This window comes from Woeseia sp. D3-10 (assembly GCF_055809415.1).
This window is the reverse complement of sequence record NZ_JBVVTW010000007.1, coordinates 19,989-39,011: the sequence shown is the minus strand read 5'-3', so window position 1 is coordinate 39,011 and position 19,023 is coordinate 19,989. Positions and strand designations below refer to the sequence as shown.

Here is a 19,023-nt window from a genome sequence, read left to right as displayed (position 1 = left end):
CACACAATGCTAAGCAGTGAACTGGAGTTCTGCCTCAACGAAGCGTTCCAAAACGCGCGTGACAAGAGGCATGAATTCATGACCGTCGAACATTTGCTTCTGGCATTGCTCGACATTCCACGTGTGCATGAGATTCTTAAAGCATGCGATTCCAATATCGCCGATTTGCGCCGACAGTTAACGGACTTTATCGACGAAGCGACGCCACGTATGGATGGCGACGACGAGAATGACGTGCAACCAACGCTGGGTTTCCAGCGAGTCCTGCAACGCGCTGTTTTTCATGTGCAGTCCAGTGGAAAGAAAGAAGTCACCGGCAGCAATGTGCTGGTTGCCATTTTCAGTGAGAAGCAGTCGCAGGCTGTGTACTTTCTTGCGCTGCAGAATATTTCGCGGCTCGATGTCGTCAATTATATTTCGCACGGCATGCCAAGCGTTCCCGGCGAGGGCAGCGGTGAGCAACAAGAGGCACCGTCCGTTGATGGTGAGGCGGAATCCGAATCGAGCGCACTGGACAAGTACGCGACCAACCTCAATCAGCGGGCTATCGAAGGTAAGATCGATCCTTTGATCGGCCGCGATTTGGAAATTGAACGGACCGTGCAGATTCTCTGCCGCCGTCGTAAAAATAATCCGCTGTACGTTGGCGATGCCGGCGTGGGTAAGACGGCGCTGGCAGAAGGTCTGGCGCGCATGATTACTGAAGAGCGCGTACCTGAAATCCTGCGAGAGAGCACGATATACGCGTTGGACCTGGGCTCATTGATTGCCGGCACCAAGTACCGCGGCGACTTCGAGAAAAGACTCAAAGCGGTGCTGTCCGAAATCAAACAGGACCCTGGTGCCATACTCTTTATCGACGAGATACACACGGTGATCGGCGCTGGCGCGGCTTCTGGCGGTGTCATGGATGCGTCGAACCTCATCAAGCCGGTGCTCGCGAACGGCGAACTGCGCTGTATAGGTTCAACGACCTATGCGGAGTACCGCGGGATCTTCGAAAAAGACCATGCGTTGGCGCGTCGCTTTCAAAAGATTGACGTGCCGGAGCCGAGCATAGACGAAACCGTTGCGATTTTGCATGGACTGAAATCGCGCTTCGAAGAGCATCACGGTGTGAACTATCAGGATTCAGCGTTGCGGGTGGCCGCTGAGTTAGCCGCGAAACACATTAATGATCGGCAGTTGCCGGATAAAGCCATCGACGTGATTGATGAAGCTGGCGCTCATTTGCGATTGCAGCCGGAAGAGAGTCGCGAGAGCGAAGTTACGGTGACGTTGGTGGAAAACATCGTGGCCAAGATGGCACGAATTCCAGCCAAGAGTGTATCAGCATCCGATAAAGATGCTTTGCGCACGTTGGAGCGTGATTTGAAGTTGTCGATATTTGGTCAGGATACGGCCATCGATGCGCTCAGCTCTGCAATCAAAATGTCGCGTTCCGGTTTGGGTGAGGAGGAAAAGCCGATTGGTTCGTTCCTGTTCGCCGGGCCCACGGGTGTCGGCAAGACCGAAGTTACCCGCCAGCTCGCGATGATACTGGGCGTGGAGCTCATCCGTTTCGACATGTCCGAGTACATGGAGCGGCACACCGTGTCACGTCTGATTGGTGCACCACCGGGCTACGTGGGTTTCGACCAGGGTGGCTTGCTGACAGAGGCGGTCAACAAGAACCCGCACGCGGTTGTGTTGCTGGATGAAATCGAAAAGGCGCACCCGGAAGTGTTCAATCTCCTCCTGCAGGTCATGGATCACGGCACGTTGACAGACAATAACGGCCGCAAAGCGGATTTCCGCAACGTCGTTCTGGTTATGACTACCAACGCCGGCGCGCAGGAAATGAGCAGGCGGGCCATGGGTTTCGCACCTCAGGATCACTCGTCTGACGGCTCGGAGATTATCAGCAAGGCCTTCAGTCCCGAATTCCGCAACCGACTGGATGCCATCATTCAGTTTGCCTCCCTCGATGCGCGTTCGGTCACCCGGGTGGTCGACAAACTGGTTGTAGAGCTGGAAGCGAAGCTGAGCGCAAACAATGTAACGCTTGAGTTGGATGATGCGGCCCGTGCGTGGATTGCTGAGCGTGGCTATGACCCGAAAATGGGTGCGCGGCCGATGGCGAGGGTTATCCAGGAGCACATCAAGCGGCCGTTGGCTGAAGAGCTGTTGTTCGGCTCATTGGCCGAAGGTGGCCATGTTCGGGTGGCAGTCGACGCAGACAAGCTGGTCTTGAAAGCGGAACCGGCACGTCGCGAACTGGAGCATCTGCCAGAAGCGGATACGTGAGAGTAATTGGATTAGAGGGCGCAGACTCAGGGCGTCTGCTGATAAGAGCTCGGCGATTGCCGGGCTCTTTTGTTATCGGCCGCGGTAGACGATCCGGCCTTTGCTGAGGTCGTACGGAGTCAATTCCACGGTCACTTTGTCGCCGGTCAGTATGCGAATGTAGTTTTTTCGCATCTTGCCGGAGATGTGCGCGGTCACGATATGGCCGTTCTGCAGCTCAACACGAAACGTCGTGTTGGGCAGCGTTTCGGTCACAACGCCTTCCATCTGAAGTGCTTCTTCCTTCGCCAAGTTCTATGTCTCTGGTAATTCGGGCTCGCGCATTGTGCAGAAACGTCGCCGCTATTGCAATGCGGCATCTGTCACGTTTTCAGGCCGAAATCAGGCTGGTAGCAGCAATTGGGGTGGTCGGCAGGGTGTCCAGCGCCGTGCGTGGCTCGCAGGCAACATCCAGCAAAGTGCGGAACTCGGGGCGGCTCACGGTTTCAGCGCCGAGCGTGAGCAGGTGGCTGGATACGACCTGGCAGTCCAGTACAGCGAATTCCCGTCGTTCCAGTTCACGGCATAACGCGAGCATGGCCACCTTGGATGCGTTGCTTTCCCGGGAGAACATCGATTCGCCGAAAAATACCCGCCCGATTGCCAGGCCGTACAGTCCGCCTACCAATGCCTTGCCATTCCACACTTCGATTGAATGTGCCCAGCCCTTGTCATGCAGCGCCTGGTAGGCGCCAGACATAGCCTCTGTGATCCAGGTGCCGTGCTGCCCCATACGCTGTCCCGCACAGCCCGAGAGAACCTCGGCGAAGGCGGAATTGAAACGAATCTCAAACGGACAGGTTTGCAGCCAGCGGCGTAGCCTCCGGGCAATATGGAAATGGCCGGGGCGGAGGACGCAGCGCGGGTCCGGGGACCACCACAGGATAGGCTGCTGCTCGTCGTACCAGGGAAAAATGCCGTGTCGATAGGCGTACAGAAGCCGCTCGCCGGACAGGTCGCCACCGGCTGCGAGTAGGCCGTCGGGCTCTTTACAGGCGCTCTCGATGTTGGGGAACGCCTCGACAGGATCGTTCGCGGCCAGCCAGCGAATACCGGGCGTGTTGCCTTCGCTCACTGGGGTTCCCGGTCGAGCGACTGGCGGTAAGGGCTGTGGGCCTCGACATCGTCAATGTAACTGTCGACGTGCGCCTGTTCCTGCTGCAGATACTGGCCAACGGCAGCGAAGAACTGATCGTGCGCAAGCCAGTGAGCCGACCAGGTGCTGGTCGGTAAAAAGCCGCGACTGATTTTGTGCTCACCCTGAGTGCCCGGTTCAAAATGTTGCAGGCCGTGCTCGATGCAATAGTCGATGCCCTGGTAGTAGCAAGTCTCAAAATGCAGGGCATCGTGTTGTCCGTCGCTGCCCCAATAGCGCCCGTACAAAGTGTTCTTACCGACGAAAAAGACAGCGGCCGCGATAGCTTGGTCTTGCTGAATAGCGAGAATGACCATAATACTGGCCGGCAAGCTGGCGGCGACACGCATGAAAAAATCGAGGTTGTAATAGGGCATGCCACCGCGGATCAGAAACGTGCGACTGATCAGTTCGTACACAGTCGCCCATAGTTCTGCGGAAATCTCGTTACCGTGCAGACGTTGAAAGCGAATTCCCTGTTCGCAGACAGCACGCCGATCACGGCGAACTTTTTTGCGTTTGCGGGAGCTGAACTGGGTGAGGAAATCGTCAAAAGTCTGGTAATTGCGGTTGTGCCAATGAAACTGGCAATCCTTGCGCAGCTTCAGTCCAGCCTGCTGCAGAACAGGCAGTTCGTCTTCGTGCGGGAACTGCACGTGCAGCGAAGAGACACAGCGTTCTTTGGCAAGAGCGAGAGCCCGCTCAAGCAGCGCGCGCGGGGCTGAATCAGCGACTTCCGCCAGGCACAGCAAGCGCGAACTCCCAGCCGGCGTGAACGGAACCGCAGAAACGAGCTTGGGGTAGTAGTCCAGGCCCGCCTGACTGTATGCGCGTGCCCACGCCCAATCAAAGACAAACTCGCCGAATGAATGGGTCTTCTCATACAGGAGCATGGCGCCGACGAGCTGGCCGTCAGTATCACGCATGAGCAGGTGGCATGGCTGCCAGCCGGTGGCTGGAGAGACGCACGCCGTTTCTTCGGCAGCGACCAGAAAGGCGTGTTGCAGAAACGGGTAGTCGTGACGATTCAGCCGGTTCCATGCATCAGCATCAACCTCCTGCAGTCGCTCGACGATCTCGATCGGCATTGTTGGACCTTCTGGTCGTGCGTCCGGCCTTCCGCTCAGGCCGCGGCAGCGCCGGTAGCGGCGGGTTCCGTTTGTTCGTCGAGGTATTTTTCCGCATCCAGTGCGGCCATGCAGCCGGCGCCTGCCGATGTGATGGCTTGCCTGTACACTTGATCCGCGACATCGCCGGCAGCGAATACGCCGTCGATGCTGGTTTCCGTTGCTCCGCCCTGCAGGCCCGATTTAATAACGATGTAGCCATTACGCATGTCGAGCTGTTCGGTGAACAACGCGGTATTCGGTTTGTGGCCAATAGCAATAAACACCCCGGTCAGAGTCAGGTCACGGGTTGCAGCATCGGCGTCCGTGCTGCGGACACGCAAACCGGTAACACCGGCGTCGTCACCGAGCACTTCATCGACAACGTGATTCCACAGCAGCTCAATCTTGCCTTCTTCCGCCTTCTTGAACAGTTTGTCCTGCAGGATTTTCTCCGCGCGCAATGTGTCGCGACGATGGACCAGAGTCACTTTCTCCGCAATATTGCTGAGATAAAGGGCTTCCTCGACGGCTGTATTGCCGCCGCCAACCACCGCGACCTGCTGATTGCGGTAGAAAAAGCCGTCGCAGGTTGCGCAGGCAGAGACGCCGCGGCCCTTGAATGCTTCTTCGGACGGCAGTCCGAGGTACATGGCAGTGGCGCCCGTGGCGATAATCAGCGCATCGGCTGTGTAGCTGCCGTAATCACCTTCCAGCAGAAAGGGGCGCACGCTGAGATCGGCGTTGTGGATATGGTCATTGATGATTTCGGTGTTGTAGCGTTCAACATGTTGCAACATGCGCTGCATCAGGTCCGGGCCTTGCAGGCCTTCAACATCGCCCGGCCAGTTATCGACATCGGTAGTCGTCATCAACTGACCGCCTTGTTCGATGCCGGTAATGATCACCGGATTGAGATTTGCGCGCGCCGCGTAAACGGCCGCTGAATAGCCTGCCGGGCCGGAGCCCAGTATGAGGACGCGGCAATGTCTGGATTTGCTCATGTATACTTCGCCTGGTTCGTGCCTGACGGCGCACGTCGTGTTATCCGAAGATCAGAAGAGTGCGTTCGTTGCGGCGGGATTCAAGTCTGTTCGTGGAAGCGACACCGCGTGTCGCCGTAGTCGCCAGTGTAGGCAAAAGCGATTCGGCGGGCAAAGTTGAGCGAGTAGGGTGGCCGCGATGGGTGGCCCGGATTCGTCTGCCAAGCGTACAACGCGACCTCGTCACTCAGGTGTACTAGAATCAGGTCCTTGTCTTTGATATATCGCAAATTACCTTAATATGGCACGACCCAGTCAAGCTGCCCGTACGGATAGCGCACTCTCCGATCACGTCGTTCGCACTTTGCGCGAAGGCGCCCTTTACGTATTCGGGGCATTCGCACTGATTCTGTGGTTTGCCCTGTTTACTTACGATTCCGCCGATCCGAGTCTGTGGCAAGCCAGCAGTGCCGATCAGGTGAGCAACGGTGTCGGCCGGGTCGGGGCGTACCTCGCGGACTTGCTGTTCACGTTGTTTGGGCGTCCGGCGTACCTGTTCACCCTGATGGTGTTCTACATCGGCTGGATGATCTATCGCGAGCAACGCACGCAACAGGAGCTGACCCGGGCGGATGTCGCGTTGCGAGTCGGCGGCTTCATTGCCACGCTGGTGACCAGCTGTGGTCTGGCGACGTTGCACTTTTCATCCTTGGGTTTTCGTCAGTCCGCAGGGGGCATAGTCGGTCAGGTTATTGGCGGTGGTCTCGAATCGGTAATGAAGCTGCTGGGCGCCAGCACGCTCCTGTTTTTCCTCTGGATGGCAGCGATTTCGCTCTTCCTGGGCGTTTCCTGGCTGAAGATCATGGACCGCATAGGCCGCGCATGCCTCGATGGTTGGGATGCTGCTCAAGCGCGTTTGGGTGCCATTCGGGACCGGGCGGAAGGAAGGCGCAAACAAGCGGCCCGTCAGGATGTCTTCAAGGCTGAGCAGAAGCGCACTGCGAATCGTACGCCGCCGCGCATCGAGCCGGTTATGCCCACGGCCGAACCCAGCGAACGTGCGGAGAAAGAGCGCCAGGTGCCGCTGTTCGATCCGCCGGATGCCGGCGAGTTGCCACCGTTGTCATTGCTGGACGACCCGGCACCGCAGAAAGCCGGCTATTCCAAGGAATCGCTCGAGGCGATGTCGCGACTGGTCGAGTTGAAGCTGAAAGACTTCGGTATTCAGGTTGAGGTAATTTCCGTCTCGCCAGGCCCGATCATCACCCGCTTCGAACTGGACCCGGCACCGGGTGTGAAATCCAGTCAGATATCCAACCTGGCGAAAGATCTGGCGCGCTCACTGTCAGTCGTCAGTGTTCGCGTGGTCGAAGTCATTCCCGGAAAATCCTATATCGGGCTGGAAATACCGAACGAGAACCGGGAAATCGTCTCGCTGGGTGAGATTCTGAAGTCGAAGGCCTACGATGACATGGCCTCGCCGTTGACTCTGGCGCTCGGCAAAGACATAGGCGGCCATTCCGTTGTTGCGGATCTGTCGCGCATGCCGCACTTGCTGATTGCAGGCACGACCGGTGCGGGCAAGTCGGTCGCAATCAACGCCATGGTCTTGAGTCTGTTGTACAAAGCTCAGCCGGAGCACGTTCGGCTGATCATGGTCGATCCGAAAATGCTCGAGCTGTCGGTCTACGAAGGTATTCCGCATTTGCTCACGCCGGTCGTAACCGACATGAAAGAAGCCGCGAACGCATTGCGTTGGTGCGTGGTGGAAATGGACCGACGTTATCGGCTGATGGCGGCCCTTGGTGTGCGCAACATTGGCGGCTACAACCGCAAGGTCAAAGACGCAATCGCGGCAGGTAAGCCGATCAAAGATCCCACGATCATGCCGCCGCGGCTGGAGGATGACGAAAAAGTCTGGGAGCACCCGACGCTGACGCCATTGCCATTTATCGTCATCATCATCGACGAGCTGGCCGACATGATGATGGTAGTCGGCAAGAAGGTGGAAGAGTTGATTGCCCGCCTTGCACAAAAGGCGCGCGCATCCGGTATCCACATGCTGCTGGCGACTCAGCGGCCGTCCGTTGACGTAATCACCGGCCTGATCAAAGCAAACATACCGTCACGTATCGCTTTCCAGGTGTCGGCGAAAGTCGATTGCACGGACGATTCTTGATCAAATGGGCGCGGAACATTTGCTGGGCCACGGTGACATGCTGTATTTGCCGCCGGGGACGTCACTGCCCACGCGGGTCCATGGCGCGTTTGTGGCCGATCACGAAGTGCACGCGGTCGTTAAACATCTGAAGAAAAGTGGCCAACCGCGCTATATCGATGAAATTCTTGAAGGCCCGTCGGGTCAAAGTGCAGGACTCGCCCGCTGTCGACGGGATCCAGGGGGATTCCAGTGATGGTGAACAGGACGCTGCTCTACGATCAGGCGGTACAAATCGTTATGGAAACCCGTAAGGCATCAATTTCCGGCGTACAGCGCCGACTGAAGATCGGTTACAACCGCGCGGCGCGCATGGTGGAAACTATGGAGCAGGCGGGTCTGGTCGGAGTCCCGCTGCAATCCAACGGTACCCGCGAAATATTGGTGCCCCAGGGTTCGAAAGAGTAATGGCACGGATACGGGTCTGGGTGAGAACTGCGTTTCGAGCACTGTTGTGCAGCGCACTGTTTATCGCTCCGTCGATCGCGTCGGCCGCTGAACCGCTGAACGGTGAAGCCCTGCTGCGCCACTTTGTTGACGACATGCAGACGCTGTCTGCCACGTTCGAGCAAACGCTGGTTGACGCTGACGACAACGTGGTCGAAGAGTCTGAGGGTACGGTTGAACTGAGTCGGCCAGGACGGTTTCGCTGGACGTACACTGCGCCGTACGAGCAACTGTTGGTTGCGGATGGACTCAATATCTGGAGTTACGACGCCGATTTGGCGCAAGTGACGGTAAAACCGCAAGCGGAAGTACTCGGCGATACGCCGGCCGTACTGCTGGGTGGTGGCGGTGACGTCTTTAACGACTTTACGTTGGTGGACAGCTTTAGCGATCGTGGAGTCGACTGGTTGAGATTAACGCCGGCCACCAGTGACGGTGGATTCGAAAGCGTCGATCTTGGTTTTCAGGACGGCATTCTGTCGCGAATGATTTTTCTTGATGCACTCGGTCAGAGCACGTTGATTGCCCTTTTCAATGTTGAGGTCAATGAACCTGTCTCGGCGGAAATGTTTACCTTTGAGGTTCCCGACGACGTCGACCTGGTCGGCGAACCGTTGACTTCGGCCATCGCTGACCAATAGTGCTGCCGTTACGTCACACAAGTCGTTGGCGGTTCGCCGGCGCAATTATTCTGCTGGTCGTGTTGCTTGCAACGATGGCGCCTACCGTCGTGTTCGACGTGCGGCTCAAGCAAGTGGCATCACACGACAAGTGGGCGCATTTCATTGCCTTCTTTTTCCTCGCGGTGTGGTTCAGTGGGCAGTACGCACGACGATCGTACTGGAAACTCGGACTGTCACTTCTGGCGTTCGGCGCTTTGATCGAGGTGTGTGCAGTACGCCAGCGGATACCGGAGCGCCGAGTGGCTGGATCTTGCGGCGGACTTTGTCGGTATTGTTGTCGGCCTGATGCTCGCCTGGACAGGTGTTGGCGGCTGGAGTCTGCGCCTTGAAGATTGGCTTCGCGTTTCGAAATTGGGCGGGTCGTTGATGGCTGATTTATTTGACTCCATGAGCGACGATAGCGGCAGACCGCTTGCGGACCGGCTGCGTCCAACCGGCCTCGATGACTACTACGGGCAGCAACACCTGCTGGGCGAGGGCAAACCTCTGCAAAAGGTCATCCGTTCCGGCCGCGTGCATTCGATGATTTTGGAGGTGCCGCCAGGAACAGGCAAGACTACGTTGGCGCGTATCGTTGCTGCATCAACGGATTCACGCTTTATCGGCTTGTCGGCCGTGATGGCCGGAGTCAAAGACATCCGGGCTGCAGTAGCTGAAGCACGCGAACACCGCGCACAGTACCAGCGACGCACGGTGCTGTTTCTCGATGAGGTGCATCGCTTCAACAAGTCACAGCAGGATGCTTGTCTCCCGTTTTGTCGAGGACGGCACGCTGACCTTTATCGGGGCGACGACCGAGAACCCTTCGTTCGAACTCGACGAACGCGCTGTTGTCCCGCGCTCGGGTCTATGTTCTGAAGTCGCTGGACACGGAAGCCCTCGAGCGGGATTCTGGAATCGTGCGCTAGGTGACATTGCAACCCGGCTCGGTATGACAGAGTTCAGTATTGAAGATGAGGCGCGTGAACTGCTTCTGCAAGCAGCAGACGGAGATGCCAGGCGGGCGTTGAATCTGCTTGAGATCGCAACCGATCTTATCGAGCCCGATGAAGGGGCGGGGCTGATCACAACCACCCTGGCTCGCGAGATCGCGGCGGGTGGTCGTCGTCGCTTCGACAAGCAGGGCGAGCATTTTTATGATCAGATTTCGGCCTTGCACAAATCAGTGCGGGGTTCAGCCCCCGATGCGTCTTTGTACTGGATGACCCGCATGCTGGATGGCGGTTGCGAGCCCTTGTACATCGCTCGCCGACTGGTCCGTATAGCCAGCGAAGACATTGGCAACGCAGACCCGCGCGCTTTGCGTATTACGCTCGATGCCTGGGAAGTGGTTGATCGGCTCGGCAGCCCTGAAGGCGAACTGGCGTTGGCTCAGGCAGTCATTTTTCTGGCCTGTGCGGCGAAGAGCAACGCGGTCTACACGGCTTCGAAAGCAGCTGCGGCCGACGTGGAGGAGTTCGGTACGCTGGATGTACCCAATAAGCTGCGCAATGCGCCAACAGCGCTGATGAAGGAACTCGGCTACGGCAAAGCGTATCGTTATGCTCAGGATGAAGCCGACGGTTTCGCGGCTGGTGAGCGCTATTTTCCGGACGACATGCCGGACCGTACGTATTATCATCCGGTCCCCCGCGGGCTTGAGGCCAAAATTGGCGAAAAGCTCCGCGATCTCGCTGAGCGAAACGCGCGCCACAAGCGCGACCCGGCGGATAGCGACGAACCCTGAATACACGACTACCGAGCGTCGATCATGATCGATCCGAAAATTCTGCGTCAGTCCAGCGATGATGTTGCTGCCAATCTTGCCCGCCGAGGCTTTACGTTCGATGCTGGCGCGTACCTGACACTGGAGTCGGAACGCAAAGAATTGCAGGTTCAGGTAGAAGCGCTGCGCAACGAACGGAATGCGAGCGCAAAGCAGATTGGCCAGGCAAAAGCGAAAGGGGAGGATGCAACTCCGCTGCTGGAAGCGGTCAAGGATCTCGGGACAAAGCTGGATACCGCAGACAGCCGGTTGCAGATTGTGCTGCAGCAGTTGCAGGACATTGAACTCGGGTTGCCCAACTTACTGCACGCCGACGTTCCTGATGGCAAAGAGGAAAGCGACAATCAGGAAGTCCGCCGCTGGGGTGAGCCGCCCGCGATGGAGCTTCAAGCCTCGCGATCATGTGGAGCTTGGACACGCAGTCCGTGTCTGCTGGATTTCGATACTGCTGCAGGCATTTCAGGTGCGCGTTTTTCAATATTGCGCGGCCCGTTGGCACGACTGCAGCGCGCACTGATTCAGTTCATGCTGGATGTGCACACGACCGAACACGGTTACGAGGAAACCTACGTTCCCTACCTCGTACAGGCGGACGCTTTGTTGGGTACCGGGCAATTGCCCGAATTCGAGGCCGATCTGTTCAAGACGGAAACGGAAACGCCGTACTACCTGATTCCAACGGCTGAAGTTCCGTTAACCAATATGGCCCGTGACAGCATCATTGACGCGCAGGAACTGCCGCGTCGGTTCGTTGCACATACGCCGTGTTTTCGCTCGGAAGCGGGTTCATACGGCAAAGACACGCGTGGCATGATTCGACAACACCAGTTTGAGAAAGTCGAACTGGTGCAATTCACCAGGCCTGCCGATTCCGACAGTGCGCTGGATGAACTCACGGGCCACGCCGAAAGTATCCTGCAACGCTTGGGGCTTGCCTATCGGGTTGTTGTTCTGTGTGCCGGCGATATTGGCTTTGGCTCGCGGAAGACATTCGATATTGAGGTTTGGTTGCCGGGCCAGGAGCGCTATCGGGAAATTTCGTCATGCAGCAGTTTTGGCGATTTCCAGGCACGCCGCATGCAGGCGCGCTGGCGGAATCCTGAGACAGGCAAACCGGAATTGCTGCACACATTGAACGGTTCAGGCGTTGCTGCTGGTCGCGCACTCGTTGCGATTATGGAGAATTATCAGAATGCCGACGGCAGTATTTCTGTGCCGGACGCATTGAAGCCGTATATGGCAGGAATCGAAACCGTCTCAGTCTGAGGCTCGGCTACTTTCCGGATAAGTAGTCTTTCAGCTCGATGAAGGCCTGCTGCCACCGGTCTTCTGCGCGTCGGTAATCCATTTGCCAGTCTTCCGTGGCGGGTATCCCAGCCTCGATGACCGTCAATTCAGTCTGCGCTTCTTTGCTTGTGCTGATGTCTTTCAGGATGAAATCGACGGTGATCGGGCCGCTAGCCAGCGGTTCTTCGTCTTCCCGCGGCGCCAGTACCAGGCGCATGCGTCTTGGCGGCAAGAAGATATCGATACGGCCTTTGAGTTGCGTGTCGTCATGCAATGCCAATTCGAACGGCCCGCCGATAAACGGTCGGAAACTGCCTTCGCGGGCAAGCCACTTTGTAATCGAATCTATATCGGTTATGGCGGCCCATACCTCCTCAGGTGTTGCAATGAGCACAAGGTCATCGCGCAAACTGCGAGTGACGTGTTCGGGGTGATGCATGATGCGAGTGCGAATAGTCTGGTCGTCGTCCAGTGGTGCCGATGGGGGCGGAGCGGAGTCTGTTTTCGGAGAAGACACAATATGCAGATCGCGTTGCGGAAACGGAATTTCCACACCTTCGGCGCGAAACTCACGATCAATGGCAAAATTTAGGTCGCTCAGTACGGTATAACGGCGCTCGATACGCAGAATGCGAACCCGTAGTTCGAAGTCCAGCGACGAGTCGCCGAAGTTCATGAATAGCGCCCGCGGTGCGGGGGCACGGCCGTCGGTAATGACTTCTGAGTGCTCGGAAGCAACGCGTTCGAGAATTTGTTTGACCTTTCTCTGTATCGCTGCCATAGGCAACGCCCACGCGCACCAGAAGGCGGCCTTGCGGGTCGCGTAGCACCCAGTTTGTGACCCGCCCGGAGACCACTCGGAGTTCGGCACGAGGACGTTTCGATTGTCCCTGCGTTTCTATCTCGGTTGCTCGAATTCGGATTCTGCGAACGAATCCTTCGGTGTCTCCCACCGAGATAAAGTCACCGGCACGAATAGGACGTTCGAAAAGGAGGATCAAACCCGACACGAAGTTGTTGGCAATTTCCTGCATGCCAAAGCCAATGCCGAGTGCGAGTGCGCCACTGACGATGGCAAGGCCGCCAAGATTGACCCCGGCCATGGTAAGGCCGATCAATGCCGCCAGAATGAAACCGACGTAGCCGATCAGAGTAATGACCGCTTCGCGGGCACCCCGTTCGGCGACGATATGCTGCAGCCAGCGTTGGTCTATCCAGCGTTTGATCCAGCCAAGCAGAACGATCACGCCGGCAAATACCAGAATGCCGCCAATGATATTCAATGGGACCAGTTGAATCTGGCCCACGGTGTAACCGACCTCAATTCGGTTGAGCAACTGATCAAGCGTAGTGCCGGATTCGTCCCACACGTAAATCAGGTAGACCGTGAAGCTCAGCCAGAGGACCAGGTCGGCCACTAACTGCATAAAGCCGAGGCCCGAGCGAGAGCCGTCTTTGCGAACACCCAGGTTGCGGCGAAAGCGAATTGCGCCCGGTGAATCGTTCTGCATCAGGTAGGTAAATGCCTGATAGACGAGCCACAGGAGGATCCACAGCACCATCAGCGCCAATGCGGTGCGAGTGGCACCGTGGATCACGAAACCGGCAAGATTCCGGTAACCCAGCAAGAGGGCGACGATGCTGGCGAAAAGCGTGAGAGTGCCACAGAGTGCACAGCGCCAATGGTTCGCCAGTGCGAATAACGGGTGTAGGCGCAGGCTGCGTTGGTGACGTGGTTGACCAGGAAGTCGTTGATGGCCAAACCCTCTGGTCTCGGTGCTCCCGGCGAATGGATAACGAGTTGGTTTCCAGAACAACGTAGAAAAGTTTGAAGTTGGCGTTTGCTGAAAAAAGCGCAGAACGCCGGCGAAGTGGGCATGTGATCAGGAAGTCGGCCTGTTGGTAACGGGAGCACTTGTTATGTCGCCGGAAATGACAATGACGGTACAGCCGTCCAAATCACGGGACAGCGGCCGCTGATCCAGAACCGCCAGCAAATCAAAGCTGGCGTTTTGAATTCCCAGAAACAAAACCAGCAGCAGGACGAGGCCTTCCAGCGACATTGGTGAGTACTGAGCCAGCGGCTTGGGGAACAAGTACTTCATTTGCGGCTCTGCCGCGTGACCGCCGCCAGCCTCGAACCAGACCGTAAAGCGGTGGCGCAAATGAGACCCAGTGCTGCCGCCAGCACACCACAGGTGACCAGCATCCAGAGCAAATCAGCCGGCGTTAATCCGTCGGTAACGTCGAGTGCAACGGCTCCGCGCAACCTGGCCGGGGTTGCTGCCAGCCGTGCCGGCAGCGCGGCGGCCAGGGCAAAGACAGAGTCCGTTCGGTTGGCGGCGCTCAGAGGCCATTTCCTCTGAGAACCGAAGCGGACTCTGCTTGCCCTGGCCGCCGCGCTGCCGGTCGCTCAAACATACCCAACGGATTAACGCCGGCTGAATTCCTGTGGATGCTGGTCACCTGCGGCAGCACTGGGTCTCTTGTTGCACCACCCTACACATATGTTCAATGAAGTACTTGTTCCCCACCCCGCTGCTTGGCTCGCTCACGATATTTTGGAAGGCCTCGTCCTGCTGCTGGTTTTGTTCTCGGTGATTTGCTGGTGGCTCCACGTCGCGGCTGCATCTATTTGGACTCGGCTGTACCGTCATTGACTGGGCGACAGGACCACTGTCCCCACCAACGGCGTGTGCGAGCTGATTCCCCATCGCCGTCACCTTGCCTGCGTCTGCGCTTTTTTTCTGTTCTTGGGTTCGGTTTATCGTTTTGGGAACTCGTGACCCGAGGTCCTCGGTGGCCGCATCAATGATTTTCCTGGTCACGAACGTCACTGATATCTGCCTATATCGGTCCGATTCCCGGACTGCGGCACCAATTCCAGGGCTGTGCAGCATCTGTGCACTCTCACGCCTCACCAGCATCGTCACCCTCTTGCTGGGTTACCAGAATCTTGCCGCTTGGCCGCCCACGGTGCCGCTCGCACCGCATTGGCCGGTACTGCGATCCTCCTGTGGCACCGTCTATCAGGCATTTCTACCTGATCAGGAACAAAGTTCACCGGGCGGACAACTCGCCGCAACCTGGGTGTTCGCAAAGACGGCTCTTCGGTCCGTTAGTGGCCGACCTGGTCTTCTGGCTGAGCTTCACGGTCTACCTGATTTACGTGTGGGACGAATCCGGCACTACGCTTGATCAGTTGCTCAACCGAATTGAGGTCGGTTACACCGTGGGCCAGATTCAACTGGTCCCATTGAATATCATTGGCGGCATTCTGGTATTTGCCGGCGTGATCGTTCTGCTTGGCTGGATCAAAAAGTCGATAGACCAAGCGCTCGCTGCGCGTACGAACGGGGTGCCCGCGAACAGTGCTTCTGATCGGCTACGTCGGTTTCATTCTGGCGGCATTGATCGGCCTTACCATGGCCGGGGTCGATCTTTCGGCGGCCTTGCCATCGTCGGTGGCGCACTCGCACTCGGCATTGGCTTTGGCATGCAGGAAATTGCCAACGGTTCGTGTCGGGTTTGATCCTCCTTTTCGAACGTCCCTATTCGTATCTCGGTGGGAGACACCGAAGGATTCGTTCAGAATGGAATTTGGAGAGAAATCGAAACGTCCTCGTGCCGAACTCCCTGGTCTCGGGTCGCGACTGGGTGCTACGCAACCGCAAGGCCACCTTCTGGTGCGCGTGGGCGTTGCCTATGGCAGCGATACAGAGAAGGTCAAACAAATTCTCGAACGCGTTGCTTCCGAGCACTAGAAAGGAACGGCGCATGCGCACCGCGGGCGCGATTCCGTGGGAAAGCTCGGCAACTCGTCGCTGGACTTCGAACTACGGGTTCGCATTCTGCACATCGAGCGCCGTTATACGTACTGAGCGACCTAAATTTTGCCATTGAGCGTGAGTTTCGCGCCGAAAGGAGATTCCGTTTCCGCAACGCGATCCCATCTGTCTTCTCCGAAAACAGACTCACTCCGCCCCCATCGGCACCACTGGACGACGACCGCACTCGCATCATGCATCACCCCGAACACGTCACTCGCAGGTACCGCGAGATGACCTTGTGCTCATTGCGACACCTGAGGAGGTGGTATGGGCCGCCATAACCGATATAGATTCGATTACAATGACGATTCCGACCGTTTATCGGCGGGCCGTTCGACTGGCATGACGACACGCAACTCAAAGGCCGCATATCGATATCTTCTTGCCGCCCATGCGCCTGGGTCTGGCACCGCTTGAACCGCTGGCTGCGGCCCGATCACCGTCGTTCATCCTGAAGAACATCAGCACAAGCAAAGAAGCGCAGACTGAATTGACGGTCATCGAGGGCTATTCCATCCGGCCACGGAACCGGCGGAAGTCGACGCGCAGAAGACCGGTGGCAGCAGGCCTTCATCGACTGAAAGACTATCCGGAAAGTAGCCGAGCCTCGGGTTTCGATTCCTGCCATATACAGCTTCAATGCGTCCGGCACGGAAGTTTCCCCGTCGGCATTCTGATAATTCTCCATAATCACAACGAGTGCGCGACCACACGTATTTAAACCGTCAATGTGTGCAGCGATTCCAGCTTTCCTGTCTCAGGATTCCGCCAGCGCGGCATGCAGCATGCCTGGAAATCGCCAAAATTTTTATTACGTGTCCGATAGCACTCCTGGCCCGGCAACCGAACCTCAATATCGAATGTCTTCCGCGAGCCAAAGCCAATATCGCCGGCACACAGAACAACAACCCGATAGGCAAGCCCCAAGCGTTACGGGTGCTGCTTCCAGACCGTGAGTTCATCAGCGCGGTTCGGAATCGGCAGGCCTGGTGATTGGTTCGACTTTCTCAAACTGGTGTTGTATCAAAATGGTGCCCGCGCGTTTCGTATGAACCCGCTTCCGAGCGAAAACACGGCGTATGTGCAACGAACCGACGCGGCAGGATCCTGCGCGTCAATGATGCTGTCACGGGCCATATTGGTTAACGGAAGACTCAGCCGTTGGAATCAGGTGGTATACAGCTTCCGTCTGAACAGATCGGCCTCGAATTTGGCATCGTACCCGACGAAGCATCCTGTACGAGGTAGGGAACGTAGGTTTCCTCGTAACCGTGTTCGGTGGTGTAGTCCGCATGAACTGAATCAGTGCGCGCTGCAGTAACAGGGCCGCGCTGAAAAACGCGCGCCTGAAATGCCTGCAGTCATATCGAAATCCAGCAGAGCGACTGCCAAGCTCCACCTGATCGCGAGGCTTAGTCCATCGCGGGCGGCTCGCCCGGCACAGACTTCCTGATTGTCGCTTACCTTTGCCATCAGAACATGAGCAGTTGGTCAGGCGACTCGATTCAATGTCCTGTCCGAGTCTGCGGGCTAATCTGCAACCCGGCGTATCCAGCTTTGTCCCGAGATCCTTGACCGCTTCCAGCAGCGGAGCTGCATCCTCCCTTTTCACTTTCCCTGGCCAATCTGCTTGCGCTCGCATTCCATTTCCTTGCGCACGCTTTCCTCTGCAATTCTTTGCGTTCCGACTCGTCAGGTACGCGCCAGCATCAAACGTGAGGTTCGGCCTGACGTCCATCGCTGGACTGACGCTTCGGATCGATCTGACGCTCGGTAGTCGTGTATTCAGGGTTCGTCGCTATCCGCCGGGTCGCGCTTGTGACCGCGTCGCTCAGCGAGATCGCGGAGCTTTTCGCCGATTTTGGCCTCAAGCCCGCGGGGACCGGATGATAATACGTACGGTCCGGCATGTCGTCCCGGAATCACGCTCACCAGCCGCGGCAAACCATCGGCTTTCATCCCTGCAGCATAACGATACGCTTTGCCGTAGCCGAGTTCCTTCATCAGCGCTGTTGGCGCATTGCGCAGCTTATTGGGTACATCCAGCGTACCGAACTCCTCCACGTCGGCCGGGCACACTCTTCGAAGCCGTGTCATCACACATTGCTTCGCCGCCGCAGGCCGGAAAAAGACTGCCTGAGCCAACGCCACCTCCGGCTGCCGAGCCGACCACTTCGGATGCGCAAAGCGCACAGGTCTTGCGTTTCCAATGTCTTTCGCTGGCTATACAGCCCGGGGTTCGCGAGCCGATGTACAAGAGGCTCACAACCGCCATCCAGCATGGGGTCATCCAGTACAAAGACGCATCGGGGGCTGAACCCGGCAGTTGATTTCTGGGCCAAAAATGCTCCCTGCCTTGTCGAAGCGACGACCACCCGCCGCCATCTCGCGAGCCAGGGTGGTTGATCGGCCCCGGCCCTGGGGAGCCGAAAGATCGGTTGCGATCTCAAGCAGATTCAACGCCCGCCTGTGCTCTCCAGTCTGTGCTTGCAGACACGCCTGGTGCTTGACTCAACTCTGTCATACCGAGCCGGGTTGCAATCACTAGGCGCCACAATCCGTCAGAACATGACCCGAGCGCGGGACAACAGCGCGTTGCTTTCAGTTCGAACAAAGGGTTCTCGGTCGGTCGCCGATAACATGCCGTCCTCGACAAACGGCAGAAAAGCATCCTGCTGTGACTTGTTGAAGCGATGCACCTCGTCGAACGGCGCCCCGTGCGTCGCTGGTCTTGTGCGCGGTGTTCGCGTGCTTCAGCTACTGCAGCCCGGATGTCTTTGACTCGGCCATCACGGCCGACAAGCCGATAAAGTGTGAATCCGTTGATGACAACGATACGCCGCAACCCTGTCACAGGTTCCCGAATTCATCGGACACAGCATCCCCTCGGCCCAGCAGGTGTTGCCGTAGCCAGTTGGACGCAGCGGTCCGCAAGCGGTCTCGCTATCGTCGCTGTAAATAAATCAGCCATCGAGCACCCGCCGATTTCGAACGCGAAGCCAATCTTCAGGCGCAGACTCCAGCCGCCGGCTCGCAAGCATCGGGCCGATTCGACAAAGTCCGCCGCAAGATCCGTATCCGCTGGCGTACTGACACACCTCGATCAAAGCGCGAACGCCAGAAGTGACGGTCCGAGTTTCCACTGCGAATCGTCGTGCGTACTGCCCACTGAACCACACCGCGAAAGAAAAAGCAATGAAATGCGCCCCACTTATCATGTGAGTGCCACTGCCACACATCCGAA

The 19,023-nt window shown here is 57.4% G+C and carries 12 protein-coding genes and 3 pseudogenes; 7 read left to right on the top strand and 8 right to left on the bottom strand.

The annotated features are described in order from the left end of the window. Window positions 1-6 precede the first annotated feature (6 nt). Window positions 7-2,286, top strand: coding sequence for an ATP-dependent Clp protease ATP-binding subunit ClpA (gene clpA / locus AC0L8N_RS00915; protein ID WP_473665705.1), 2,280 nt, complete (start codon window positions 7-9; stop codon window positions 2,284-2,286). Window positions 2,287-2,358: 72 nt separating this feature from the next. Here the strand turns inward: clpA and infA are convergent, their stop codons facing one another. The 4 genes from infA to trxB form a co-directional block, all read right to left on the bottom strand. Then, window positions 2,359-2,577: a translation initiation factor IF-1 gene (infA, locus tag AC0L8N_RS00910; RefSeq protein WP_068619099.1), complete on the bottom strand. Its 219-nt coding sequence runs from the start codon at window positions 2,575-2,577 to the stop codon at window positions 2,359-2,361. 79 nt (window positions 2,578-2,656) lie between these two features. Further along, the gene (gene aat / locus AC0L8N_RS00905; RefSeq protein WP_473665704.1) at window positions 2,657-3,400 is read right to left on the bottom strand and encodes a leucyl/phenylalanyl-tRNA--protein transferase; all 744 of its coding nucleotides are present in this window, start codon (window positions 3,398-3,400) and stop codon (window positions 2,657-2,659) included. Continuing rightward, a complete protein-coding gene (locus tag AC0L8N_RS00900) occupies window positions 3,397-4,548 on the bottom strand; it encodes a GNAT family N-acetyltransferase (RefSeq protein WP_473665703.1) in 1,152 nt (383 codons plus the stop codon). The genes aat and AC0L8N_RS00900 overlap by 4 nt, the downstream gene beginning before the upstream one ends. Window positions 4,549-4,583: 35 nt before the next feature. After that, window positions 4,584-5,570 (bottom strand): thioredoxin-disulfide reductase, encoded by a 987-nt coding sequence (trxB, locus tag AC0L8N_RS00895; protein ID WP_473665702.1) that lies wholly within the window; start codon window positions 5,568-5,570, stop codon window positions 4,584-4,586. A 280-nt stretch (window positions 5,571-5,850) separates the two neighbouring features. Between trxB and AC0L8N_RS00890 the strand changes: the two are divergent. The 4 genes and pseudogenes from AC0L8N_RS00890 to serS all read left to right on the top strand — a co-directional run bounded on the left by AC0L8N_RS00890 (window position 5,851) and on the right by serS (window position 11,928). Further along, window positions 5,851-8,175: pseudogene (locus AC0L8N_RS00890) on the top strand (DNA translocase FtsK). 20 nt (window positions 8,176-8,195) lie between these two features. Then, window positions 8,196-8,855, top strand: a complete 660-nt coding sequence (gene lolA / locus AC0L8N_RS00885; protein ID WP_473665701.1) for an outer membrane lipoprotein periplasmic chaperone LolA — start codon at window positions 8,196-8,198, stop codon at window positions 8,853-8,855. Window positions 8,856-9,263: 408 nt separating this feature from the next. Then, window positions 9,264-10,623 (top strand): annotated as a pseudogene (locus AC0L8N_RS00880) (replication-associated recombination protein A). Window positions 10,624-10,647: 24 nt separating this feature from the next. Continuing rightward, on the top strand, window positions 10,648-11,928 hold the full coding sequence (gene serS / locus AC0L8N_RS00875; RefSeq protein ID WP_473665700.1) for a serine--tRNA ligase: 1,281 nt from the start codon (window positions 10,648-10,650) through the stop codon (window positions 11,926-11,928). Between the two features lie 7 nt (window positions 11,929-11,935). Here the strand turns inward: serS and AC0L8N_RS00870 are convergent, their stop codons facing one another. The 3 genes and pseudogenes from AC0L8N_RS00870 to AC0L8N_RS00860 all read right to left on the bottom strand — a co-directional run bounded on the left by AC0L8N_RS00870 (window position 11,936) and on the right by AC0L8N_RS00860 (window position 14,054). Further along, window positions 11,936-12,730 (bottom strand): SRPBCC domain-containing protein, encoded by a 795-nt coding sequence (locus tag AC0L8N_RS00870; RefSeq protein ID WP_473665699.1) that lies wholly within the window; start codon window positions 12,728-12,730, stop codon window positions 11,936-11,938. Between the two features lie 157 nt (window positions 12,731-12,887). Next, window positions 12,888-12,983, bottom strand: a pseudogene (locus AC0L8N_RS00865) (mechanosensitive ion channel domain-containing protein); the annotation flags it as partial. Between the two features lie 849 nt (window positions 12,984-13,832). Continuing rightward, entirely contained in the window at window positions 13,833-14,054 is a 222-nt protein-coding gene (locus tag AC0L8N_RS00860) for a hypothetical protein (protein ID WP_473665698.1), read from the bottom strand. Between the two features lie 911 nt (window positions 14,055-14,965). Between AC0L8N_RS00860 and AC0L8N_RS00855 the strand changes: the two genes are divergently transcribed. After that, window positions 14,966-15,481 (top strand): hypothetical protein, encoded by a 516-nt coding sequence (locus AC0L8N_RS00855; protein WP_473665697.1) that lies wholly within the window; start codon window positions 14,966-14,968, stop codon window positions 15,479-15,481. Between the two features lie 61 nt (window positions 15,482-15,542). Further along, window positions 15,543-15,713: a hypothetical protein gene (locus tag AC0L8N_RS00850; RefSeq protein WP_473665696.1), complete on the top strand. Its 171-nt coding sequence runs from the start codon at window positions 15,543-15,545 to the stop codon at window positions 15,711-15,713. Between the two features lie 1,851 nt (window positions 15,714-17,564). Here AC0L8N_RS00850 and AC0L8N_RS00845 read toward each other — a convergent pair. Beyond that, the gene (locus AC0L8N_RS00845) at window positions 17,565-17,930 is read right to left on the bottom strand and encodes an AAA family ATPase (RefSeq protein WP_473669981.1); all 366 of its coding nucleotides are present in this window, start codon (window positions 17,928-17,930) and stop codon (window positions 17,565-17,567) included. Window positions 17,931-19,023 lie beyond the last annotated feature (1,093 nt).